The sequence below is a fragment of the Pseudomonas sp. B2021 genome (genome assembly GCF_018135665.1).
GTDB lineage: Bacteria > Pseudomonadota > Gammaproteobacteria > Pseudomonadales > Pseudomonadaceae > Aquipseudomonas > Aquipseudomonas lactis.
In genome coordinates this window covers 696,285-715,049 of the sequence record NZ_SMOF01000001.1, presented here as the reverse complement: position 1 = coordinate 715,049, position 18,765 = coordinate 696,285, and the positions used below count along the sequence as shown (strand labels likewise).

Below are 18,765 nucleotides of genomic sequence, written 5' to 3'. Positions count from 1 at the left end.
TTAACTGCCGACACCCGCCTCTTTGGGCAAGCGCTGGTCAATCACCTGGTACAGCGCACTGCCCTGCGGCCAGTTACGCATAAATCGCGCACGGTCTTTGGCATACGCAGGGGCGAAGCTGGACAGCGAGCCGTGCTGACACATGGCATCCAGGTCGATCATCGCCCAGCGCCCGTCGCTCCAGAACAGGTTATGGCCTTTGAAATCCCCATGGCTGATGCGCTCGCGGATCAACTCGGCGAACAACTGGTCCAGTGCCTGCAACTCGCTCTCCGGCGCCTCGCCGCTCTCCACATACGGCGCAAAGCGCTCGATGATGTCTGGCCCAGGCAGGTATTCGGTGACCAGGTAAGCACGGCTGCGCAACCACAGAAACCGTTTCTCCAGCACCGCCAGCGGCTTGGGTGTGGCAAAACCCAGGAAGGCCAGGCGGTTGCCTTCGCGCCAGGAGTGCCAGGCGCGGCTCGGGCGCCAGAAGCGCTTGAGCCAATGGGCAAAGCCCTTGATGTTGTAGCGTTTGATCACCAGCGGTCGGCCGGCCACGTCAACCTTGGCCACGCTCGCCGCGCCACCGGTCTTGTACAGGTGACCCTGGTCGAGCAACGCATCGGCCTGCTCCAGCACCGGCACCATGGCGGCTTCTTCTTCGCGGCGGATCGCACGCAAGCCAAAAGCGCCGCGCACCACACTGAACAGCGTGCATTCGCGGCCGGTCTTGTCCAGGTAGTCTTTCAAGCGCCAGGAGCTGACTTTGCGCACCTGCTTTTCCAGGGCTTGCATTGGCAAGGCGTGTTCGCCGTTGGCCAGCAGGTAATACACCAGCAACTCTTCGGTAAACGGCTCAAGGCTCTTGGGTAGTTGGGCGAAGAACACACCGAGGTTTTCCAGCACGCGATTGCGTGACAGCGGCTTGCCCGCCTCTTCGACACGAATGCCGGCGCCATCGATCAAATACAGCTTGCCGTCTTTGCGCAGCAGGTTGTCCAGATGCAGGTCTTCCTGCCACAGGCCCTTGGCATGCATCTGGGCAATCGCGCCCAGCGCTTCGGCGAGCACGGCAGTTTGTTCGTCCGCCAACGGCGGCAGGTTTTCGACGGCGAGCCAAGCGTCGGACAGGCTTTGAGCGCCCTCGATAAATTCAAACAGCAGCCAGCCACCCTCGCCGTCCTGCAAACCATCGGCCAGCAGCAACGGCGTGGTCAGGCCCTGCTCAGCCAACAGGCGTACACCTGTGAGCTCACGCTGAAAATGCCGCGCCGCCTTGCTGCCCACCAACAACTTGGCCAACACCGGGCGACCCCGCCACACGGCGGCCCCCACGTAGCGCTGCCCCGGCAACACCCGCAGCAGGCTCAGCAATTGCAATTGCCCAGGGCCGGCGGCATCCGCCAGGTCGAGGGTCAGCGGCAGGCTGGGGGTACGCCCAGCTGTTTTCAGCTCGGATAAGCGCATCAGCGGTTCTCCTTGTGGCTGCGGCGTGCGGTCAGGCGCTGGTGCCAAGTGGCGACCAAGGCACTGTCCTCGGGCTGCTCAAGGTACGCCGCCAGCAGTTGGCGCACCTGCGCATCCGACCATTGCGGCGCGCGGCGCAGCAGCGGTTCCAGGTCCTTGACCCGGTCACGCCAGCCAAACAACAGCGGGCGGGTTTTCTCCAGGTCGATCAACTGCGCGGCGTAACCCTCACCGGCAGGCTGCAGGAAAATATGCTTGGGGTAAAAACAGCCATGCACCTGCCCGACGCTGTGCAGATGACGCGCCAGCTTGCCGCACGCCGACAGGATCGCACTGTGCTGGGCCGCGCTCAATTGCGGCCACTGCTCCAGCAACGAGTCCAGGTCATTCCAGCCATCCAGCGCACGGGTGAGCAGCATCGCCCGGCGCTCGCCCTTGACCTTGCGCTCACCGAAGAACGCCGCTTGCAGGGCCGGGATGCCGAGCTTTCGATACAGGCTGATGTTACGAAACTCGCGGGCAAAACTCGGCTCGCCAAACGGGCGGTGCAAGGTGCGCGTGAGGTAATTGCTCTGGCGTTTGAGGTAGTAACCCTGCCCCTCAAGCTCCAGGCGATACACGCTGCTCCAACCGTCGCCGCTGGTGTTCGGCTCGTCCACCGCATCCAGTTGCTTGGCCCACAACGCGTCGAAGGTCGCCAGACCGTTGCGCTCAAGCAGAGCGCGGTCTTCGGCCGCCAGGAAGTCACTCATTCGCGTCCCTCGAAAAACTTCACCACATGGCGAATTCGCTGTTTGTCCGACGCGGTCAAGTGCGCGCGCTGGCGATATTGCAGGTAGAAGCGCAGGCGCTGGGTGGCCGACAAGTGATACTTGGCGACTTTGTCCAGGCAGGCCAGGTCTTTGGTGATGCGGTACTTGAGCCAGAAGCCGCGCCAGAAATCGCCGTTGGGGCAATCGATCAGGTACAGGGTGCGCTGGTCGTCCACCAGCAGGTTGCGCCACTTCAAGTCGTTATGGGTGAAGCGGTGATCGTGCATGGTGCGCGTGTATTCGGCGAGCTGGCGGCTGATGCCATCGACCCACCGGGGATCTTTGAGGCGCTCATCGTGACGCTCGGCCAGCACCGACAGATCTTCGGTTTTGGGCAGTTCACGGGTGATCATGGCACCTCGGTTATAGGCCAGGCCCTTGCGGTCCAGGCCCCAGGCCACCACGTCGGCGGTGGGGATGCCCCACTTGGCGAAACGCTTGAGGTTCTGCCATTCGGATTTCACCCGTGGCCGGCCCAGGTAACGACGCAGGCCCTTGCCGGCACCTACGTAGCGTTTGACGTAATAATTGACCCCGCCACGCTCCACCCGGATCACTTCAGACAACGGGTCGCGGGTCAGCCGCTCGCCTTGCAGGGCGAACACCGCGTCCAGGCTTCCAAAGTCATCCGCCAGGGCGGCGTAGGCAGGTTCCAGATTCCAACCCGCCATCAGATCGCATCCCCGTATCGTTGTTTACGCGCATACAGCTTTGCTGCCATGCGTTCCAGCGCAGACAACAGCGCGGTTTGCTCCGCCAGGATCTGGCGCAGCGGCTGCTGGAAGTAAGCCTTGAGAAAACGCAGCTTGTCGCGCTGGGTCAAGCCGATCTCCAGCGCGGAGTAATACAGGCCGGCCAGGTCTTTATTGCGCCAGCGCACAGGGATCGTCGCTCGCACCTGGGCGCGGTGCAGATCGATCACCGACAGCTTGAGGTTGTCGACGCTGATGGGCCGGTCGGTGTGCAGCAGGAAATGGCACAGGTAGCAATCACGGTGGTTGACGCCGCCACGGTGCATCGCGCCGACGGTACGCGCCAGTTCAAGGGTCAAGGCATGCTTGATGGCCGGCACGGGCGGTTGCTTGACCCAGTCCAGGGTCAGGTCTTCCAGGCTGATGATGGGGGTCAGTTCCTGGGTGATGATGAACGAATGCTGGTCGGCCGGGTTGCTGCCTTTTTCACCGAACGCCACGGCGGTCATGGTCGGCACGCCAAGCGCCTGCAAACGCTGGATCGCCACCCACTCCTGGCCCGCGCCCAATACTGGCAATTTGGCGGTGACCAGGTTCTTGAGGATCTCGCCCCAGCCGATCCCACGGTGAATCTTCACAAAATAAGGCTGGCCCTCGACCACCGTACGTAACGTACGGCGAGCGGCCAGCTCGCGGAACACCTGGCCTTCCAGCTTCTCGACCTCGGCGAACGCATCGCGCCCGTCCCAGAGGGTCTTGAAGGGTTCGGCTAGAATCAACTTCATCGGTTTGGCTCCGCCAGAATCAGGTCCGCAGCGTACTGCGGCATGCTAAAGAGGTCGGCCGTCTCAGCGAAGGCCAGACCATTGCGACTCCAGGTCGCACGCGCTTGTGGGTCGTCGAGCATATCGACCAGATACTGGTTGAGCTGGGTTTGCTCGAACGGCTCGTCCAACACCCGGCCGCTCTGGGCCTTGTCGATGTAGAACGCATAGCCGCACACCTGGCTCACCAGTACCGGGAGGCCGGCGACCACCGCTTCGACCAGCACCATGCCGGCCGCCTCGTTGTACGCGGGGTGAATCAACAGGTCGGCCCCCAGCAGGAAGCGCGGAATATCATTGCGGCCCTTGAAGAACTGCACCTGGTCGCCCAGGCCCAGCGCTGCGCTCTGCAATTGGAATACTTTGGGGTCGTCCTGGCCGATTACAAATAGCCGGGTGCGTTTCTTCAGGCGCGAAGGCAGTGCGGCCAGCGCCTTGAGGCTGCGGTCGACGCCCTTGGTCTTGAACCCCGAACCGATCTGCACCAACAGCAAATCATCTTCAGCCAAGCGAAATTCAGCGCGGAACTCGGCACGGATCTCGGCGGCGTTCGGCGGCGCGCGGCGGTCGCGGGCGATACCCGGTGGCAACAGGTGAAAACGCTCAGCCTGGGTGCCGTAGTACTGGGTGAACAACTGCTGCTGATGCTCGGACAACACCATGATCTGCGTCTTGGCGTTCTTATCGAACACGGCGCGCTCGTATTCGGCAAAGTGCTTGTAGCGCCCGAACCAGCGATACATCGGGTTGCGCAGGGTCTGGGCCTTGTCCTCGAACACACCGTCGGCGGCAAAGTACAGGTCCAGCCCCGGCATCTTGTTGAAGCCCACCACGCGGTCTACCGGGCGCTTGGCCAGGTCGGCCTGAATCCAGGCGTAGAGCTTTTCGTTGCGGCGGTGGTTGACCAAGGCCTTGACCGGCGCCACCAGCACTTCAAAGCCTGGCGGGATATCGCCTTCCCAGATCAGGGTGTACACCCGAATGCTGTGGCCGCGCTGCTGACACTCCAGGGCGATGCGCATGAAGTCGCGTTGCAGGCCACCGAAAGGGAAGTACTTGTACAGAACAAAAGCCAGTTGCATCAGTGCTGCTCCTCGGCCAGTAACAACGTGCTCAGCCGGCTTGCGACACGCTCAGGATTCAGGCGCGTGAAGCACAGGGGTGACTCGCGCGCGATGTCGAACCGCCGCAGGTCGTCGGCAGTGGGTTGATACGTGCACTGTTTTTGCAGGCAAGGCGCACACGGCCAGTCGCTGGCCAAATGGATCTGGCCTTTGCCATAGGCGCCGGTAAGGCCTGGGTTGGTGGGGCCGAACAGGGAAATGGTCGGCACGTCCAATGCCGCCGCCAAGTGGCCGAGGCCGGTGTCGACGGCCACGCAGGCACGGGCGCTCGCCAATATACGGGCCACGCCCGCCAGATTGAGCTTGGGCAACACTTCAGCGTTGGGCAGGCCCAGGGCCAAGCGTTCGGCCCGCGCCTTTTCGGCGGCGTTGCCCCACGGCAGTTTCACGTCCACGCCCAGGCGGCCCATGCGTTCGGCCAGCTCGCGCCAATAGGCTTCGGGCCAGTGCTTGGTGTCCCAGGTGGTACCGTGCAGCAGTAATACGAACGGTTTTTTCGGCGGCAGGCCGAGCAGTTTTTCGACGCTCAGGCCGTAGTCGCCCAGGCGTTGAGGCAGGTCGTAGCCCAGCGCCACGGCGAACAGCTGGCGCAAGCGTTCTACCGCATGCTGCCCACGGGCCACGGCCAGGCGCCGGGAATAAAAGCGCGCAGCCAGAGGTTCTCGCGCAGAATCTTTGTCGAAGCCGGCGATGGGCGCCCGCACATAGCGGGTCAGCCAGGCGCTTTTGAGCAAGCCCTGGGCGTCGATCACCAAGTCATATTTGGTCGACTGCACCGCCTGCTTGAAGCGCCGCCATTCGCCACTCTTGACGGTTTGCCAAAGGTTTTTGCGCCAGCGGCGGATCGCCACCGGGATCACCTTGTCGACCGCCGGATGCCAGGTGGGGATTTCGGCAAAGCCTTCTTCCACCACCCAATCGAACCGAATGCCGGGGATCGCCCGTGCGGCGTCGGTGAGCGCCGGCAAGGCATGGATCACGTCGCCCAGGGATGAGGTCTTGATTACCAGAACCCGCAACTCAGCGAACCTCGACCACGTCGCCCTGCAACCGCTGCAAGGCATCGGTGACCGGCTGGGGCAGCAACTGGCGCAGGCAGTTGTAGTGGCCGAAGCGGCAGGTACGCTCAAAGCACGGGCTGCAATCCAGGCCCAGGCGCACCACTTCGACCTTGTCGGCCAACGGCGGAGTGAAGCCTGGGGATGTGGAGCCGTACACCGCCACCAGCGGACGGTTCAGCGCCGCCGCCACATGCATCAGGCCGGAGTCGTTGGACACCACCGAGTCGGCGCACGACAACAGGTCGATGGCCTCGGCCAGAGACGTGTCGCCACTGAGGTTCACCGCCTCTTCACGCAGACCGGGGATCAGGCGCTGGCGGATGTCTTCACCCACCGAATGATCGTTCTTGGAACCGAACAACCACACCTGCCAGCCTTCGCGGATCTTCGTCTCGGCAACTTTGGCGTAATGCTCCGACGGCCAGCGCTTGGACTCGCCAAACTCGGCGCCAGGGCACAGAGCCAATACGGGCCGATCCAGGGTCAGGCCAAACTTGGCCAGCGCCGCGTCGCGGGTCACCGGGTCGATCTGCAAGCTGGGGCGCGGGTACGGCTTGGGCAGTTCAGCGCCCGGCTCGTAGGCCAAAGCCATAAAGCGTTCGATCATCAACGGGTAGCGGCCTTTATCCAGGGTGCGTACGTCATTGAGCAGCACATAGCGAAACTCGCCGCGCCAGCCGGTGCGCTTGGGGATACCGGCAAAATACGGCACCAGCGCCGACTTCAGCGAGTTAGGCAGCAGGATCGCCTGGTCGTACTGGCCCGCCATGGATTTGCCGATGCGGCGGCGGGTCGCCAGCTCCAGGGCGCCGTGGCCGAGCGGGAAGCTCAAGGCCTTGCGCACCTGGGGCATACGCTCAAGGATCGGCCGGCTCCACTCAGGGGCGAGCACGTCGATCTGGCAGTCTGGATAGCGCAGGCGCAGGCACTGAAACAGTGTCTGTGCCATCACCATGTCACCGACCCAACTGGGCCCAACGATCAGAATATTCATGTAGTTTCCACAAACGATGCGGGGAGGCTTATGCCTCCCCGCCTCGATAATGACTGTAGATCGCGGTGCGCCAGGGAGCATCTTTATGTGGGAGCTGGCTTGCCTGCGATTGCATCACCTCGGTATCACTGATAAACCGAGGCGCCTGCATCGCGGGCAAGCCCGGCTCCCACATTAATCCGCATCCCATATAAAAATTGGCGTCGCCAATCAGTCGAGTTTCAATTTAAGCCCAGCGCTTGCCAGATTCGCATCACCTGTCGCCGCTCGTCGGCGAACTGGTCCCCCGCGACCGTGCCGGCCTCGTTCTGCAAAGCCTGGCGGTGCGCGGCGGAGCGGTAGGCCTTGTACACCTCACGCAGCAAATGGGCATCGGCGGCGGGCATCAGCCCGACCTGCTCCAGGCCCTCCAAAATGCGGATATTGTCGGTGTAGCGCAGCAACGATGGATGTTGCGCAGACCACGCCAAAGCCGCGTATTGCACCATAAATTCAATATCGACGATACCTCCGGCGTCCTGCTTGAGGTCGAACACCGCCGTGGCCTCGAAGGCATTGGCGCCCCTGCCGGCCGTCGTGGCCTTGGTGCCCAGGTTGTCACGCATCTTGGCACGCATCTCGCTCACCTCCTGGCGCAGCTTCTCCAAGTCCCGTTCACGCCCCAACACGTTGGCCCGTACCTGCTCGAACGCCTGGCCCACATCCTGGCTGCCTACCAGCACCCGCGCACGGATCAGGGCCTGATGTTCCCAGGTCCAGGCTTCATTTTGTTGATAGCGGTCAAACGCCCCCAGGGAACTCACCAGCAAGCCGGAGGCGCCGGAAGGTCGCAGGCGCATGTCCACTTCATACAGCTGGCCGGAGTTGGTCTGGGTGGTCAGCAGGTGAATGATGCGCTGGCCCAGGCGCGTAAAGAACTGCGCGCCATCGATCGGCTTGGCACCGTCCGTCTCGGCCTGGGGGTCGCCGTCATGGATAAACACCAAGTCCAGGTCCGAACCATGCCCCAGTTCGATGCCGCCGACTTTCCCATAACCGACAATGATGAAGCCAGGATCGCACAGGGTGCCGTCCAGGCGCTGCGGCGAGCCGTGACGGGCGACGGTCTGGCGCCAGGCCAGGGCCAGCACTTGTTCAAGAATGGCTTCGGCCAGCCAGGTGAGGTAGTCGCTGACCTTCATCAACGGCAGGCTGCCGGCGATTTCGGAGGCAGCCACCCGCAGGCGGTGCGCCAGTTTGAAATGGCGCAAGGCTTCCATCTGTTGCTCAAGGTCATCTTCGGGAATACGCGTGAGGCGCTCGCGCAACTCCGCAGCCAGTTCCGGCGCCAGCGGCGGCTTGAACAAGCGGCCTTCGTTGAGCAATTCATCCAGCAACAGCGGGAAACGGGTGATCTGTTCGGCGATCCACGGGCTGGCTGCGCACAAGGTCAACAGGCGACGCAAGGCGTCAGGGTTCTCGGTAAGCAGCACCAGGTAGGCCGAACGCCGGGCCACGGCTTCCACCAGCGGCAACACGCGTTCCAGCACCAGGTCCGGGTTGGCATGTTCGACGGCCTGGGCCAGCAGGCGCGGGATAAACGCATCCAGGCGCTCGCGCCCAAGGCGCTGCATGGCGCGCAACTGCGGGCTGGCGCGCAGACTGGCCAAGGCCTTGAGGGCCTTGGGGGCATCGGTGAAACCGCCTTCACTCAATTGGCGGCACGCGGCGTCGTCATCCTGGGATTCCTCCCACAGTGGCAACCATTCACCACCGACCACCAATTCGCTTTCTTCGCCCTCTTCTTCATCAGGGTCGGCAATCACTTGGCGAAAGTGCCAGTCCACTCGGCCACGCCAGTACATCAGGCGCTCGTGGAACGCCGCCCAGTCACTGAAGCCCAGCATAAAGGCAATGCGCGCCTGGTCTTCGGGGCTGTCCGGCAGCATTTGCGTCTGGCGGTCGGCAATCGCCTGGATCGCATGTTCGGTGTAACGCAAAAACTCGTAACCGCTGCGCAGCTCGCTGATCACCGCCGCAGGCAAATAACCCTGGCCTTCCAGGGTGCCCAGCACGTTCAACAGCGGGCGTTGCTGCAGGCTGAGGTCGCGGCCGCCATGGATCAGCTGGAAGGCCTGGGCGATAAATTCCACCTCACGAATGCCGCCCGCGCCCAGCTTGATATTGTCGGCCATGCCCTTGCGCCGCACTTCCTGCTGGATCAATTGCTTCATGGTGCGCAGCGCTTCAATGGCCGAAAAGTCCAGATAACGGCGATAGACAAACGGGCGCAGCATGTCGAGCAGTTGCGCGCCAGCCACCTGGTCGCCGGCCACCACCCGCGCCTTGATCATGGCGTAGCGCTCCCAGTCCCGGCCCTGATCCTGGTAGTACTGCTCCAGCGCGTTGAAGCTGAGCACCAAGGCGCCGGCCGAACCGTAGGGACGCAGGCGCATATCGACGCGGAAGACAAAACCGTCGACGGTCATCGGGTCCAGGGCCTTGATCAGCTTTTGACCCAGGCGGATAAAGAACTCCTGATTATCCAGGGCGCGCTTCACGCCCATCGTTTCACCGCCTTCTGGATAAGCGAAGATCAAATCGATATCCGACGACAGGTTCAGCTCCACCGCACCGAGCTTGCCCATGCCGAGGATGACCATGTGCTGCGCCTCGCCGCTGCGTGCGCCGGTCGGCGTGCCGAATTGGGCGCAGTGGCGCTGGTACAGCCATTGATAGGCCTGGTCGATGCAGGCGTCGGCCATGTCGGACAGGTCGCGACAGGTTTGCACCAAATCGGCCTGGCGTGTGAGGTCGCGCCAGATGATGCGCACCTGCTGGCGCGTGCGTTGGCGGCGCAGCACACGGCCCAGCTCATCTTCTGTTTCGGCCTGTTGCACGGCGCCGGCTATCTGGCTGCACAGCTCGCCGGGCGCAAAGCCGCGGTCCAGCTCGCCCCAGGCCGCTAGCTCAAGCAACATCAAAGGGTCACGAACACTCTGTTCAATGACGAAATCACTGGCGGCGCATACGCGGGCGAAGTCGGCCCACCGTTGCGGCATCCACGCAGAAAGGCCATGATCGTCAGCCAGCGCGGCCACTGCGTCACGAAATGACTGCTCGGCCCGGTTGGCGTAAGGCAACAGAATGGCCGGCAGTTCGGCCAGCGTTGGAAGGCTCATGGTCTATCCTTGATCGGCGTGTAAATGGCGTGTAGTTGTGAAGGCAAGAGCCATGCTCGATGAAGGACTGTCGAACAAAGGTTAGAAATAGCTGAAATTAAATTAATCTTGGCAGGCAACATCAAAGTTTCACCTTTTCTTGTTCGCAATAGACCAACAATAACGATTATGCTCACCAGCAAGACCGAGCCATACGCTCAGTCTTGTGTAGTTTTACTACTCGTATATACATTCGAAAGGCTGAAATGGCCGACGATTTGTAGTAAAACTACAGGACGCCGAAGCAACCTTCGGCCATCCAAGAATTTATGTCGTCTGCCCACAAGGCCAGTCGCAAACTTCAGGCAACCGATTCTGGTAGCCTTTCCGCCCTGGAGCAAGCCATGCAAGACCTCGATCCCGTCGAAACCCAGGAATGGCTGGACGCCCTGGAATCGGTTCTCGACAAAGAAGGCGAAGACCGTGCTCACTACCTGATGACCCGTATGGGCGAACTCGCGACCCGCAGCGGCTCGCAACTGCCTTACGCCATCACTACGCCATACCGCAACACCATCCCCGTTACCCACGAAGCACGCATGCCTGGCGACCTGTTCATGGAACGCCGCATTCGCTCGCTGGTACGTTGGAACGCCATGGCGATGGTAATGCGCACGAACTTGAAAGATTCGGACCTGGGCGGTCACATCTCCAGCTTCGCTTCCAGCGCAACCCTGTATGACATCGGCTTCAACTACTTCTTCCAGGCCCCGACCGACGAACACGGCGGCGACCTGATCTACTTCCAGGGCCACACCTCGCCAGGCGTCTACGCCCGTGCGTTCATGGAAGGTCGCATCAGCGAAGAACAAATGAACAACTTCCGCCAGGAAGTCGACGGTCAGGGCCTGTCGTCCTACCCGCACCCTTGGCTGATGCCTGATTTCTGGCAGTTCCCGACCGTTTCCATGGGTCTGGGCCCGATCCAGGCGATCTATCAGGCACGCTTCATGAAGTACCTGGAAGCCCGTGGCTTCATCCCTGAAGGCAAGCAGAAAGTCTGGTGCTTCCTGGGCGACGGCGAGTGCGACGAGCCGGAATCCCTGGGCGCCATTTCCCTGGCCGGCCGCGAGAAGCTCGACAACCTGATCTTCGTCATCAACTGCAACCTGCAGCGCCTCGACGGCCCGGTTCGCGGCAACGGCAAGATCATCCAGGAACTCGAAGGCGTGTTCCGCGGTGCTCAGTGGAACGTGACCAAAGTCATCTGGGGCCGCTTCTGGGACCCACTGCTGGCCAAGGACGTCGACGGTATCCTGCAACGTCGCATGGACGAAGTCATCGACGGCGAGTACCAGAACTACAAAGCCAAAGACGGCGCGTTCGTCCGTGAGCACTTCTTCAACACGCCTGAACTCAAGGCGATGGTTGCCGACCTGTCCGACGACGAGATCTGGAAGCTCAACCGTGGCGGCCACGACCCGTACAAGGTCTACGCGGCGTACCACGAAGCGGTCAACCACAAAGAACAACCCACCGTCATCCTGGCCAAGACCATCAAGGGTTATGGCACCGGTGCCGGCGAAGCGAAGAACACCGCGCACAACACCAAGAAAGTCGATGTCGACAGCCTGAAGTTGTTCCGCGACCGCTTCGACATTCCGGTCAAGGACGAAGAGCTGGAGAACCTGCCGTTCTTCAAGCCAGAGCCAAACAGCGCCGAAGCCCGCTACCTGAGCGAGCGTCGCAGTGCACTGGGCGGTTTCGTGCCACAGCGCCGCGCCAACAGCTTCAGCGTACCGACGCCAGACCTGAGCACCCTCAAGGCTATCCTTGACGGCTCGGGCGACCGTGAAATCTCCACCACCATGGCCTTCGTGCGTATTCTGGCGCAGCTGGTCAAGGACAAGGACATCGGCCCGCGCATCGTCCCGATCATCCCGGACGAAGCCCGTACCTTCGGTATGGAAGGCATGTTCCGTCAGTTGGGCATCTACTCCTCCGTCGGCCAGCTCTACGAGCCAGTCGATAAAGACCAGGTGATGTTCTACAAGGAAGACAAGAAGGGCCAGATCCTCGAAGAAGGCATCAACGAAGCGGGCGCCATGAGCTCCTTCATCGCTGCCGGTACTTCGTACTCCAGCCATAACCAGCCAATGCTGCCGTTCTACATCTTCTACTCGATGTTCGGCTTCCAGCGTATCGGCGACCTGGCCTGGGCCGCTGGCGACAGCCGCACCCGTGGTTTCCTGATCGGCGGTACCGCCGGCCGTACCACGCTGAACGGCGAAGGCCTGCAACACGAAGACGGTCACAGCCACATCCTGGCTGCCACCATCCCGAACTGCCGCACCTTTGATCCAACCTACGGCTATGAGCTGGCGGTGATCATCCAGGACGGCATGAAGAAGATGACCGAAGAGCAGCAGGACGTTTTCTACTACATCACCGTGATGAACGAGTCCTACCAGCAGCCAGCCATGCCGGCCGGCGTGGAAGAAGGCATCATCAAGGGCATGTACCTGCTCGAAGAAGACACCAAGGAAGCGGCGCACCACGTACAGCTGATGGGCTCTGGCACCATCCTGCGCGAAGTGCGTGAAGCGGCGAAGATCCTGCGTGACGAGTTCAACGTCGGTGCCGACGTATGGAGCGTCACCAGCTTCAACGAACTGCGCCGTGATGGCCTGGCCGTGGAGCGCAGCAACCGTCTGCACCCTGGCCAGAAGCCAGCCAAGAGCTACGTCGAAGAGTGCCTGGCCGGCCGTAAGGGCCCAGTCATCGCCTCTACCGACTACATGAAACTGTTTGCTGAACAAATTCGCCAGTGGGTCCCGTCCAAGGAATTCAAAGTCCTGGGCACCGATGGTTTCGGCCGCAGTGACAGCCGCAAGAAGCTGCGTCACTTCTTCGAAGTCGACCGTCACTTCGTGGTGTTGGCAGCCCTGGAAGCCTTGGCTGACCGTGGTGAGATCGAACCCAAGGTGGTGGCTGACGCTATCGTCAAGTTCGGGATCAACCCGGAAAAACGCAACCCACTGGACTGCTGAGGAGATTTTTTGTGAGCGAACTCATTCGCGTACCTGACATCGGCAGCGGTGAAGGTGAAGTAATCGAGCTGTTTGTGAAGGTCGGCGACACCGTCGAAGCCGACCAGAGCATCCTGACCCTGGAGTCGGACAAGGCGAGCATGGAAATCCCTGCTCCCAAGGCCGGCGTGGTCAAGAGCCTGAAAGTGAAGCTGGGCGACCGCCTGAAAGAAGGCGACGAACTGCTGGAGCTGGAAATCGAAGGCGCTGCCGATGCAGCCCCTGCGGCCGCGGCTCCGGCCGCTGCTGCACCTGCACCAGCCGCTGAAAAGCCTGCCGCTGCCGAGGCTGCTCCAGCCCCGGCCGCTGCACCTGCCGCCGCGACCGTCCAGGACATTCACGTCCCGGACATCGGCTCGTCGGGCAAGGCAAAGATCATCGAGCTGCTGGTCAAGGTCGGCGATACCGTCGAAGCCGACCAGTCGCTGATCACCCTGGAGTCCGACAAGGCCTCCATGGAGATCCCATCGCCGGCTGCCGGCGTGGTGGAAAGCATTGCGGTCAAGCTCGAAGACGAAGTCGGCACCGGTGACTTCATCCTCAAGCTCAAAGTACAAGGTGCTGCGCCAGCCGCCGCACCAGCACCGGCTGCTGCTCCGGCTGCCAAGGCTGAAGCGGCACCTGCCGCTGCTGCCCCTGCGCCGGCCGCAAAAGCCGAAGCTGCGCCAGCCCCTGCGGCTGCCGCACCTGCGCCAAGCGGTGCCAAGGTTCATGCCGGCCCAGCCGTGCGTCAGCTGGCCCGTGAATTCGGCGTCGAGCTGAGCGCTGTTGCAGCCAGCGGCCCTCACGGCCGTGTGCTGAAGGAAGACGTGCAGGCTTACGTCAAAGCCATGATGCAAAAAGCCAAGGAAGCTCCGGCTGCCGGCGGCGCTACCGGTGGTTCGGGCATTCCGCCGATCCGTACCGTGGATTTCAGCCGCTTCGGCGAAATCGAAGAAGTGCCGATGACCCGCCTGATGCAAATCGGCGCGGCAGGCCTGCATGCCAGCTGGTTGAACATCCCGCACGTGACCCAATTCGACCAGGCCGATATCACCGACCTGGAAGCGTTCCGCGTTGCGCAGAAAGCCGTGGCCGAGAAGGCCGGCGTGAAGCTGACCGTGCTGCCACTGCTGCTCAAGGCCTGCGCGCACCTGCTCAAGGAACTGCCGGACTTCAACAGCTCGCTGGCGCCAAGCGGCAAGGCGATCATTCGCAAGAAGTACGTGCACATCGGCTTTGCGGTCGACACCCCGGATGGCCTGCTGGTACCGGTCATCAAGAACGTCGACCAGAAGAGCCTGCTGCAACTGGCTGGCGAAGCGGCTGCGCTGGCTGCCAAGGCCCGCGACAAGAAGCTCACCCCGGACGACATGCAGGGCGCCTGCTTCACCATCTCCAGCCTCGGCCACATTGGCGGCACTGGCTTCACGCCAATCGTCAACGCGCCGGAAGTGGCGATCCTGGGTGTGTCCAAGGCCACCATCCAGCCTGTGTGGGACGGTAAAGCGTTCCAACCCAAGCTGATGCTGCCACTGTCGCTGTCCTACGATCACCGCGTGATCAACGGCGCCGCGGCTGCGCGCTTCACCCAGCGCCTGAGCCAGTTGCTGAACGACATCCGCACCATCCTGCTGTAAGTCACAGGGCCTTCCTGTTACCGGGAAGGCCCTTGCCACACCGATTTCCGAGCGCCACGCTCGTACCTCAACCCCGCCACTTGGCGGGGCTTTTTTTGCCTGTTTTTTTTGTAGGAGCGAGCTTGCTCGCGAAGATCGTCAACGATGACGCGGGCCTTCTGGATAAACGCGGTGCCCTGGCGTTTTTCGCGAGCAAGAACTAGGCGTCCCCCTCGCTCCTACAGAGGACAGGCGTGAACCATCGATCACCCCAATTACAGAAAACCCTCGCGCGGCCGATAACAGGCTTATAGCACTTAGCCTTCATCCTCTCTTGTCACTGCGTGCTGCATGATGCAACCTTGCCGCAGTCGACAGTCAAGAGGGCGTGAGCCCAGCGCAGTGCGCATTTTTCCAAGCGAGTTTCCCCATGAAAAGCCAACCCGATGTCGCCCGTATGGCGGCCGAGGTAGTGACGCAATTACCGGTGCCTTCGCGCCTCGGTATGCTGCGTTTCGAGCGGCTTAATGAGGCAAGCTGGGCGCTGCTCTACCTCGACCCCAATTGCGAGCGTCAGTTTGGCCTGCCAGCGGTTGAACTCTGCGCCTTGATCGGCACGCCCTACGCCAGCCTGATGGAACCCCAGGCGCGCTATCAGTTGCACGATGCGATCCAGCAACAACTGGCCCAGAGCCCCCATTATCTGGTGCGCTACACCCTGCACACCCATGACGGCCCGCTAAGCGTTTTGGAGATGGGCGAAGCCTACAAACAACACAACCGCCACCTGGTGCGCGGCTACCTGATGGTGGTTGAGGGGCTGTTCAGCGAGATCAGCACGCCCGCCCCGACCGTCGACCTGGAAAACCAGAACAGCCGCCTGCAAATCGCCCTGGAGCTCAACCAGCGAGCGCAGCAGGAACAGTTGCAGCACCTGGAGCGGGTGCGTGCCCAGCAGGAGTTGATCCTGCTGCTGGCGCGCCAACGCTACACCACGCCCAACTCCCTGCAAGAAGCCGCTGAGCTGATCACGCGCAGCGCCTGCGACATCTACCAGATCGACTGCGCCAGCATCTGGAACCTCGAAGGCCATCACCTGGTACCGATCTCGGCCTACCACCGTGCCGATCAACAACACCACCTGCCCGAAGCCATCGACGCCAGTGGCTTCCCGGATTACCTGGAAGCCCTGCACTCGAGCCGCGCCATCGATGCCACCCATGCGCTGCGCGACCCACGTACCCGGGAAATGGCCGAAAGCCTGCGCGCCAAGGACGTCCACGCGATGCTCGATGCCAGCATCCGTGTCGATGGCCAGGTCGTCGGCGTGCTGTGCCTGGAACAAGGCGGCAGCCCGCGCGCGTGGCAGTCCGATGAGATCGCGTTCGCTGGCGAGCTGGCAGACCAGTTCGCCCAGGTCATCAACAACCACAACCGCCGCACCGCCACCAGCGCCTTGCACCTGTTCCAGCGCGCGGTAGAGCAAAGCGCCAACGCGTTCTTGCTGGTCAATTGCGATGGCGTGGTGGAGTACGTCAACCCCAGCTTCACCGCGATTACCCAGTACAGCGCCGAAGAAGTCCACGGCCATCGCCTGGCCCAACTGCCGGCCCTGGAAAACCTCAGCGAGTTGCTGTTCGACGCACCCTCGGCCCTGGCCAAAAGCAACAGCTGGCAAGGCGAGTTCAAGAGCCGCCGCAAGAACCTGGAACCCTACTGGGGCCAGCTGTCGATTTCCAAAGTGTATGGCGACAACCGCGAGTTGACCCACTACATCGGCATCTACGAAGACATCACCCAGACCAAGCTGGCGCAGCAGCGCATCGAACGCCTGGCCTACACCGACAACCTGACCAACCTGGGCAACCGACCGGCGTTCATTCGCAACCTCGACGAACGCTTTGCCCGCGACAGCGACAGCCCGATCAGCCTGCTGTTGGTGGACATCGACAACTTCAAGCGCATCAACGACAGCCTCGGCCACCAGACTGGCGACAAGTTGCTGATCAGCCTGGCGCGCCGCCTGCGCAACAGCTTGAGCAGCGGCGGCAGCCTGGCGCGCTTTGCCAGTAACGAATTCGCGGTGCTGTTGGACGACGCCGACCTTGAGACCGGCCAGCAGGTGGCCAGCCAGTTGCTGGCCACCCTCGACAAGCCGATGTTCGTCGACAACCAGCTGATCAGCGTCACCGGCTCCGTGGGCCTGGCCTGCGCGCCGCTGCATGGCCGCGACCCGCAAACCCTGATGCGCAACGCCGGCCTGGCCCTGCACAAGGCCAAGGCCAACGGCAAGCACCAGGTGCAAGTGTTCACCGAAGCGCTGAACGCCGAGGCCAGCTACAAGCTGTTCGTGGAAAATAACCTGCGCCGTGCCCTGACCCAGAACGAACTGGACGTGTTCTACCAGCCCAAGCTGTGCCTGCGCAGCGGCCGCTTGCTGGGCATGGAAGCGCTGTTGCGCTGGAACCATCCGGAAAAGGGCATGATCCGCCCCGACCAGTTCATCAGCGTGGCCGAAGAAACCGGGCTGATTATCCCCATCGGCAAATGGATCGCGCGCCAGGCTTGCCGCATGAGCCGGCAATTGACCGCCGCAGGCCTAGGCAACTTGCAGGTGGCCATCAACCTGTCGCCCAAGCAATTCTCCGACCCGGACCTGGTGGCGTCGATTGCGACCATCCTCAAGGAGGAACAGCTGCCGGCCAACCTGCTGGAGCTGGAGCTGACCGAAGGCTTGCTGCTGGAAGCCACCGAAGACACGCGCCTGCAACTGGACCAGCTCAAGAGTTTCGGCCTGACCCTGGCGATGGACGACTTCGGCACCGGTTACTCGTCGCTGAGCTACTTGAAAAAATTCCCCATCGACATCATTAAGATTGATCGCAGCTTTATCCATGAAATCCCGGACAACCAGGACGACATGGAAATCACCTCAGCGGTGATCGCCATGGCCCACAACCTCAAGCTCAAGGTGGTGGCCGAAGGCATCGAGACCGCTGAGCAGTTGGCGTTCCTGCGCCGGCACCGTTGCGACGTGGGCCAGGGCTATCTGTTCGACCGCCCGATCCCGGGTGCCGAGCTGCTGCACAGGCTTAAACGCTACCCGCGCGGGCCAATCGCCTGACAGCGCTGTAACACTCGGGCACACTGGCTGTCTGACAATTTACTGTTACTCAACCTGACGAGAGGACTGATCATGGTCTTGCGCTCGGAAATTCTGGTGAACAAAAACGTGCTGCCTACTCAAGAACAAGCTCTGCCTGGTCGTGAAACCCCGATGAAGTTGCCCGAAACGCACTTCGTCAACGGCAACCCACTGCTGGGCCCGTTCCTGGATGACGTCGGCTTTGCGATCTTCGGCCTGGGCTGTTTCTGGGGCGCGGAACGCAAGTTCTGGCAGCGCGACGGCGTGGTCAGCACCGTGGTCGGCTACGCCGGCGGCTTTACGCCCAACCCCACTTATGAAGAAGTCTGCTCTGGCCTCACCGGCCATAGCGAAGTGGTGCTGGTGGTGTATGACCAGGCCAAGGTGAAATACGAAGACCTGCTGAAGATGTTCTGGGAACTGCACAACCCGACCCAGGGCATGCGCCAGGGCAACGACATCGGCAGCCAGTACCGTTCGGTGATCTACGCCACCACACCTGAGCAACTGGCGGCGGCCAAAGCCAGTGCCGCGGCGTATCAGCAAGAGCTGAGCAAGGCCGGCCTGGGTGAGATCACCACGGAAATCGAAGAGGCCCCGACGGTGTACTTCGCCGAGGCGTATCACCAGCAGTACCTGGCGAAGAATCCACAGGGTTACTGCGGGATCGGCGGTACGGGCGTGACCTGCCCGATCTAAGGTCAACATAAAACCAAATGTGGGAGGGGGCTTGCCCCCGATAGCCATAGGTATCTACACAATTTTGTAGGTTGTCTTAGCCGACGGTAACCACGATGCGAAGCGAGCCGCTCTTGATCTTGATCTGCTTTTGAT

The 18,765-nt window shown here is 61.9% G+C and carries 12 protein-coding genes; 4 read left to right on the top strand and 8 right to left on the bottom strand.

Annotation, left to right across the window (positions count from 1 at the left end; translation table 11 throughout):
• The 8 genes from E1K68_RS03170 to glnE all read right to left on the bottom strand — a co-directional run bounded on the left by E1K68_RS03170 (nt 1) and on the right by glnE (nt 10,120).
• Nucleotides 1-1,452, bottom strand: a complete 1,452-nt coding sequence (locus E1K68_RS03170) for a lipopolysaccharide kinase InaA family protein (RefSeq protein WP_212613768.1) — start codon at nt 1,450-1,452, stop codon at nt 1-3.
• Complete coding sequence (locus E1K68_RS03165; protein WP_003187994.1) at nt 1,452-2,204, bottom strand: lipopolysaccharide kinase InaA family protein; 753 nt, start codon at nt 2,202-2,204, stop codon at nt 1,452-1,454. Before E1K68_RS03165 ends, E1K68_RS03170 begins: the two co-directional genes overlap by 1 nt.
• Nucleotides 2,201-2,935: a lipopolysaccharide kinase InaA family protein gene (locus E1K68_RS03160; RefSeq protein WP_003187993.1), complete on the bottom strand. Its 735-nt coding sequence runs from the start codon at nt 2,933-2,935 to the stop codon at nt 2,201-2,203. The genes E1K68_RS03165 and E1K68_RS03160 overlap by 4 nt, the downstream gene beginning before the upstream one ends.
• A complete protein-coding gene (gene rfaP / locus E1K68_RS03155) occupies nt 2,935-3,741 on the bottom strand; it encodes a lipopolysaccharide core heptose(I) kinase RfaP (protein ID WP_003187992.1) in 807 nt (268 codons plus the stop codon). The genes E1K68_RS03160 and rfaP overlap by 1 nt, the downstream gene beginning before the upstream one ends.
• The gene (locus tag E1K68_RS03150) at nt 3,738-4,862 is read right to left on the bottom strand and encodes a glycosyltransferase family 4 protein (protein ID WP_003187990.1); all 1,125 of its coding nucleotides are present in this window, start codon (nt 4,860-4,862) and stop codon (nt 3,738-3,740) included. Before E1K68_RS03150 ends, rfaP begins: the two co-directional genes overlap by 4 nt.
• Nucleotides 4,862-5,923 (bottom strand): lipopolysaccharide heptosyltransferase I, encoded by a 1,062-nt coding sequence (waaC, locus tag E1K68_RS03145; RefSeq protein WP_032893895.1) that lies wholly within the window; start codon nt 5,921-5,923, stop codon nt 4,862-4,864. Before waaC ends, E1K68_RS03150 begins: the two co-directional genes overlap by 1 nt.
• Nucleotide 5,924: 1 nt before the next feature.
• Nucleotides 5,925-6,959 carry a lipopolysaccharide heptosyltransferase II gene (gene waaF / locus E1K68_RS03140; protein WP_003187988.1) on the bottom strand — a complete coding sequence of 345 codons (1,035 nt, stop codon included), beginning with the start codon at nt 6,957-6,959 and terminating at the stop codon, nt 5,925-5,927.
• A gap of 221 nt (nt 6,960-7,180) precedes the next feature.
• Nucleotides 7,181-10,120: a bifunctional [glutamate--ammonia ligase]-adenylyl-L-tyrosine phosphorylase/[glutamate--ammonia-ligase] adenylyltransferase gene (gene glnE, locus E1K68_RS03135; RefSeq protein WP_212613767.1), complete on the bottom strand. Its 2,940-nt coding sequence runs from the start codon at nt 10,118-10,120 to the stop codon at nt 7,181-7,183.
• Nucleotides 10,121-10,503: 383 nt separating this feature from the next.
• Here glnE and aceE point away from each other — a divergent pair, with 383 nt between their 5' ends.
• From aceE to msrA, 4 genes are all read left to right on the top strand, one after another.
• The gene (gene aceE / locus E1K68_RS03130) at nt 10,504-13,149 is read left to right on the top strand and encodes a pyruvate dehydrogenase (acetyl-transferring), homodimeric type (protein WP_003187985.1); all 2,646 of its coding nucleotides are present in this window, start codon (nt 10,504-10,506) and stop codon (nt 13,147-13,149) included.
• A gap of 11 nt (nt 13,150-13,160) precedes the next feature.
• The gene (gene aceF / locus E1K68_RS03125; protein WP_034134735.1) at nt 13,161-14,807 is read left to right on the top strand and encodes a dihydrolipoyllysine-residue acetyltransferase; all 1,647 of its coding nucleotides are present in this window, start codon (nt 13,161-13,163) and stop codon (nt 14,805-14,807) included.
• 409 nt (nt 14,808-15,216) lie between these two features.
• Nucleotides 15,217-17,910: a GGDEF and EAL domain-containing protein gene (locus tag E1K68_RS03120; RefSeq protein WP_003187982.1), complete on the top strand. Its 2,694-nt coding sequence runs from the start codon at nt 15,217-15,219 to the stop codon at nt 17,908-17,910.
• Between the two features lie 72 nt (nt 17,911-17,982).
• A complete protein-coding gene (gene msrA / locus E1K68_RS03115) occupies nt 17,983-18,630 on the top strand; it encodes a peptide-methionine (S)-S-oxide reductase MsrA (protein ID WP_032893900.1) in 648 nt (215 codons plus the stop codon).
• Nucleotides 18,631-18,765 lie beyond the last annotated feature (135 nt).

Bases quoted from the DNA above. Each gene is read 5' to 3' on its own strand.
- E1K68_RS03170 (WP_212613768.1), bottom strand. From the start codon at position 1,452: ATGCGCTTATCCGAGCTGAAAACAGCTGGGCGTACCCCCAGCCTGCCG.
- E1K68_RS03165 (WP_003187994.1), bottom strand. From the start codon at position 2,204: ATGAGTGACTTCCTGGCGGCCGAAGACCGCGCTCTGCTTGAGCGCAAC.
- E1K68_RS03160 (WP_003187993.1), bottom strand. From the start codon at position 2,935: ATGGCGGGTTGGAATCTGGAACCTGCCTACGCCGCCCTGGCGGATGAC.
- rfaP (WP_003187992.1), bottom strand. From the start codon at position 3,741: ATGAAGTTGATTCTAGCCGAACCCTTCAAGACCCTCTGGGACGGGCGC.
- E1K68_RS03150 (WP_003187990.1), bottom strand. From the start codon at position 4,862: ATGCAACTGGCTTTTGTTCTGTACAAGTACTTCCCTTTCGGTGGCCTG.
- waaF (WP_003187988.1), bottom strand. From the start codon at position 6,959: ATGAATATTCTGATCGTTGGGCCCAGTTGGGTCGGTGACATGGTGATG.
- glnE (WP_212613767.1), bottom strand. From the start codon at position 10,120: ATGAGCCTTCCAACGCTGGCCGAACTGCCGGCCATTCTGTTGCCTTAC.
- aceE (WP_003187985.1), top strand. From the start codon at position 10,504: ATGCAAGACCTCGATCCCGTCGAAACCCAGGAATGGCTGGACGCCCTG.
- E1K68_RS03120 (WP_003187982.1), top strand. From the start codon at position 15,217: ATGAAAAGCCAACCCGATGTCGCCCGTATGGCGGCCGAGGTAGTGACG.
- msrA (WP_032893900.1), top strand. From the start codon at position 17,983: ATGGTCTTGCGCTCGGAAATTCTGGTGAACAAAAACGTGCTGCCTACT.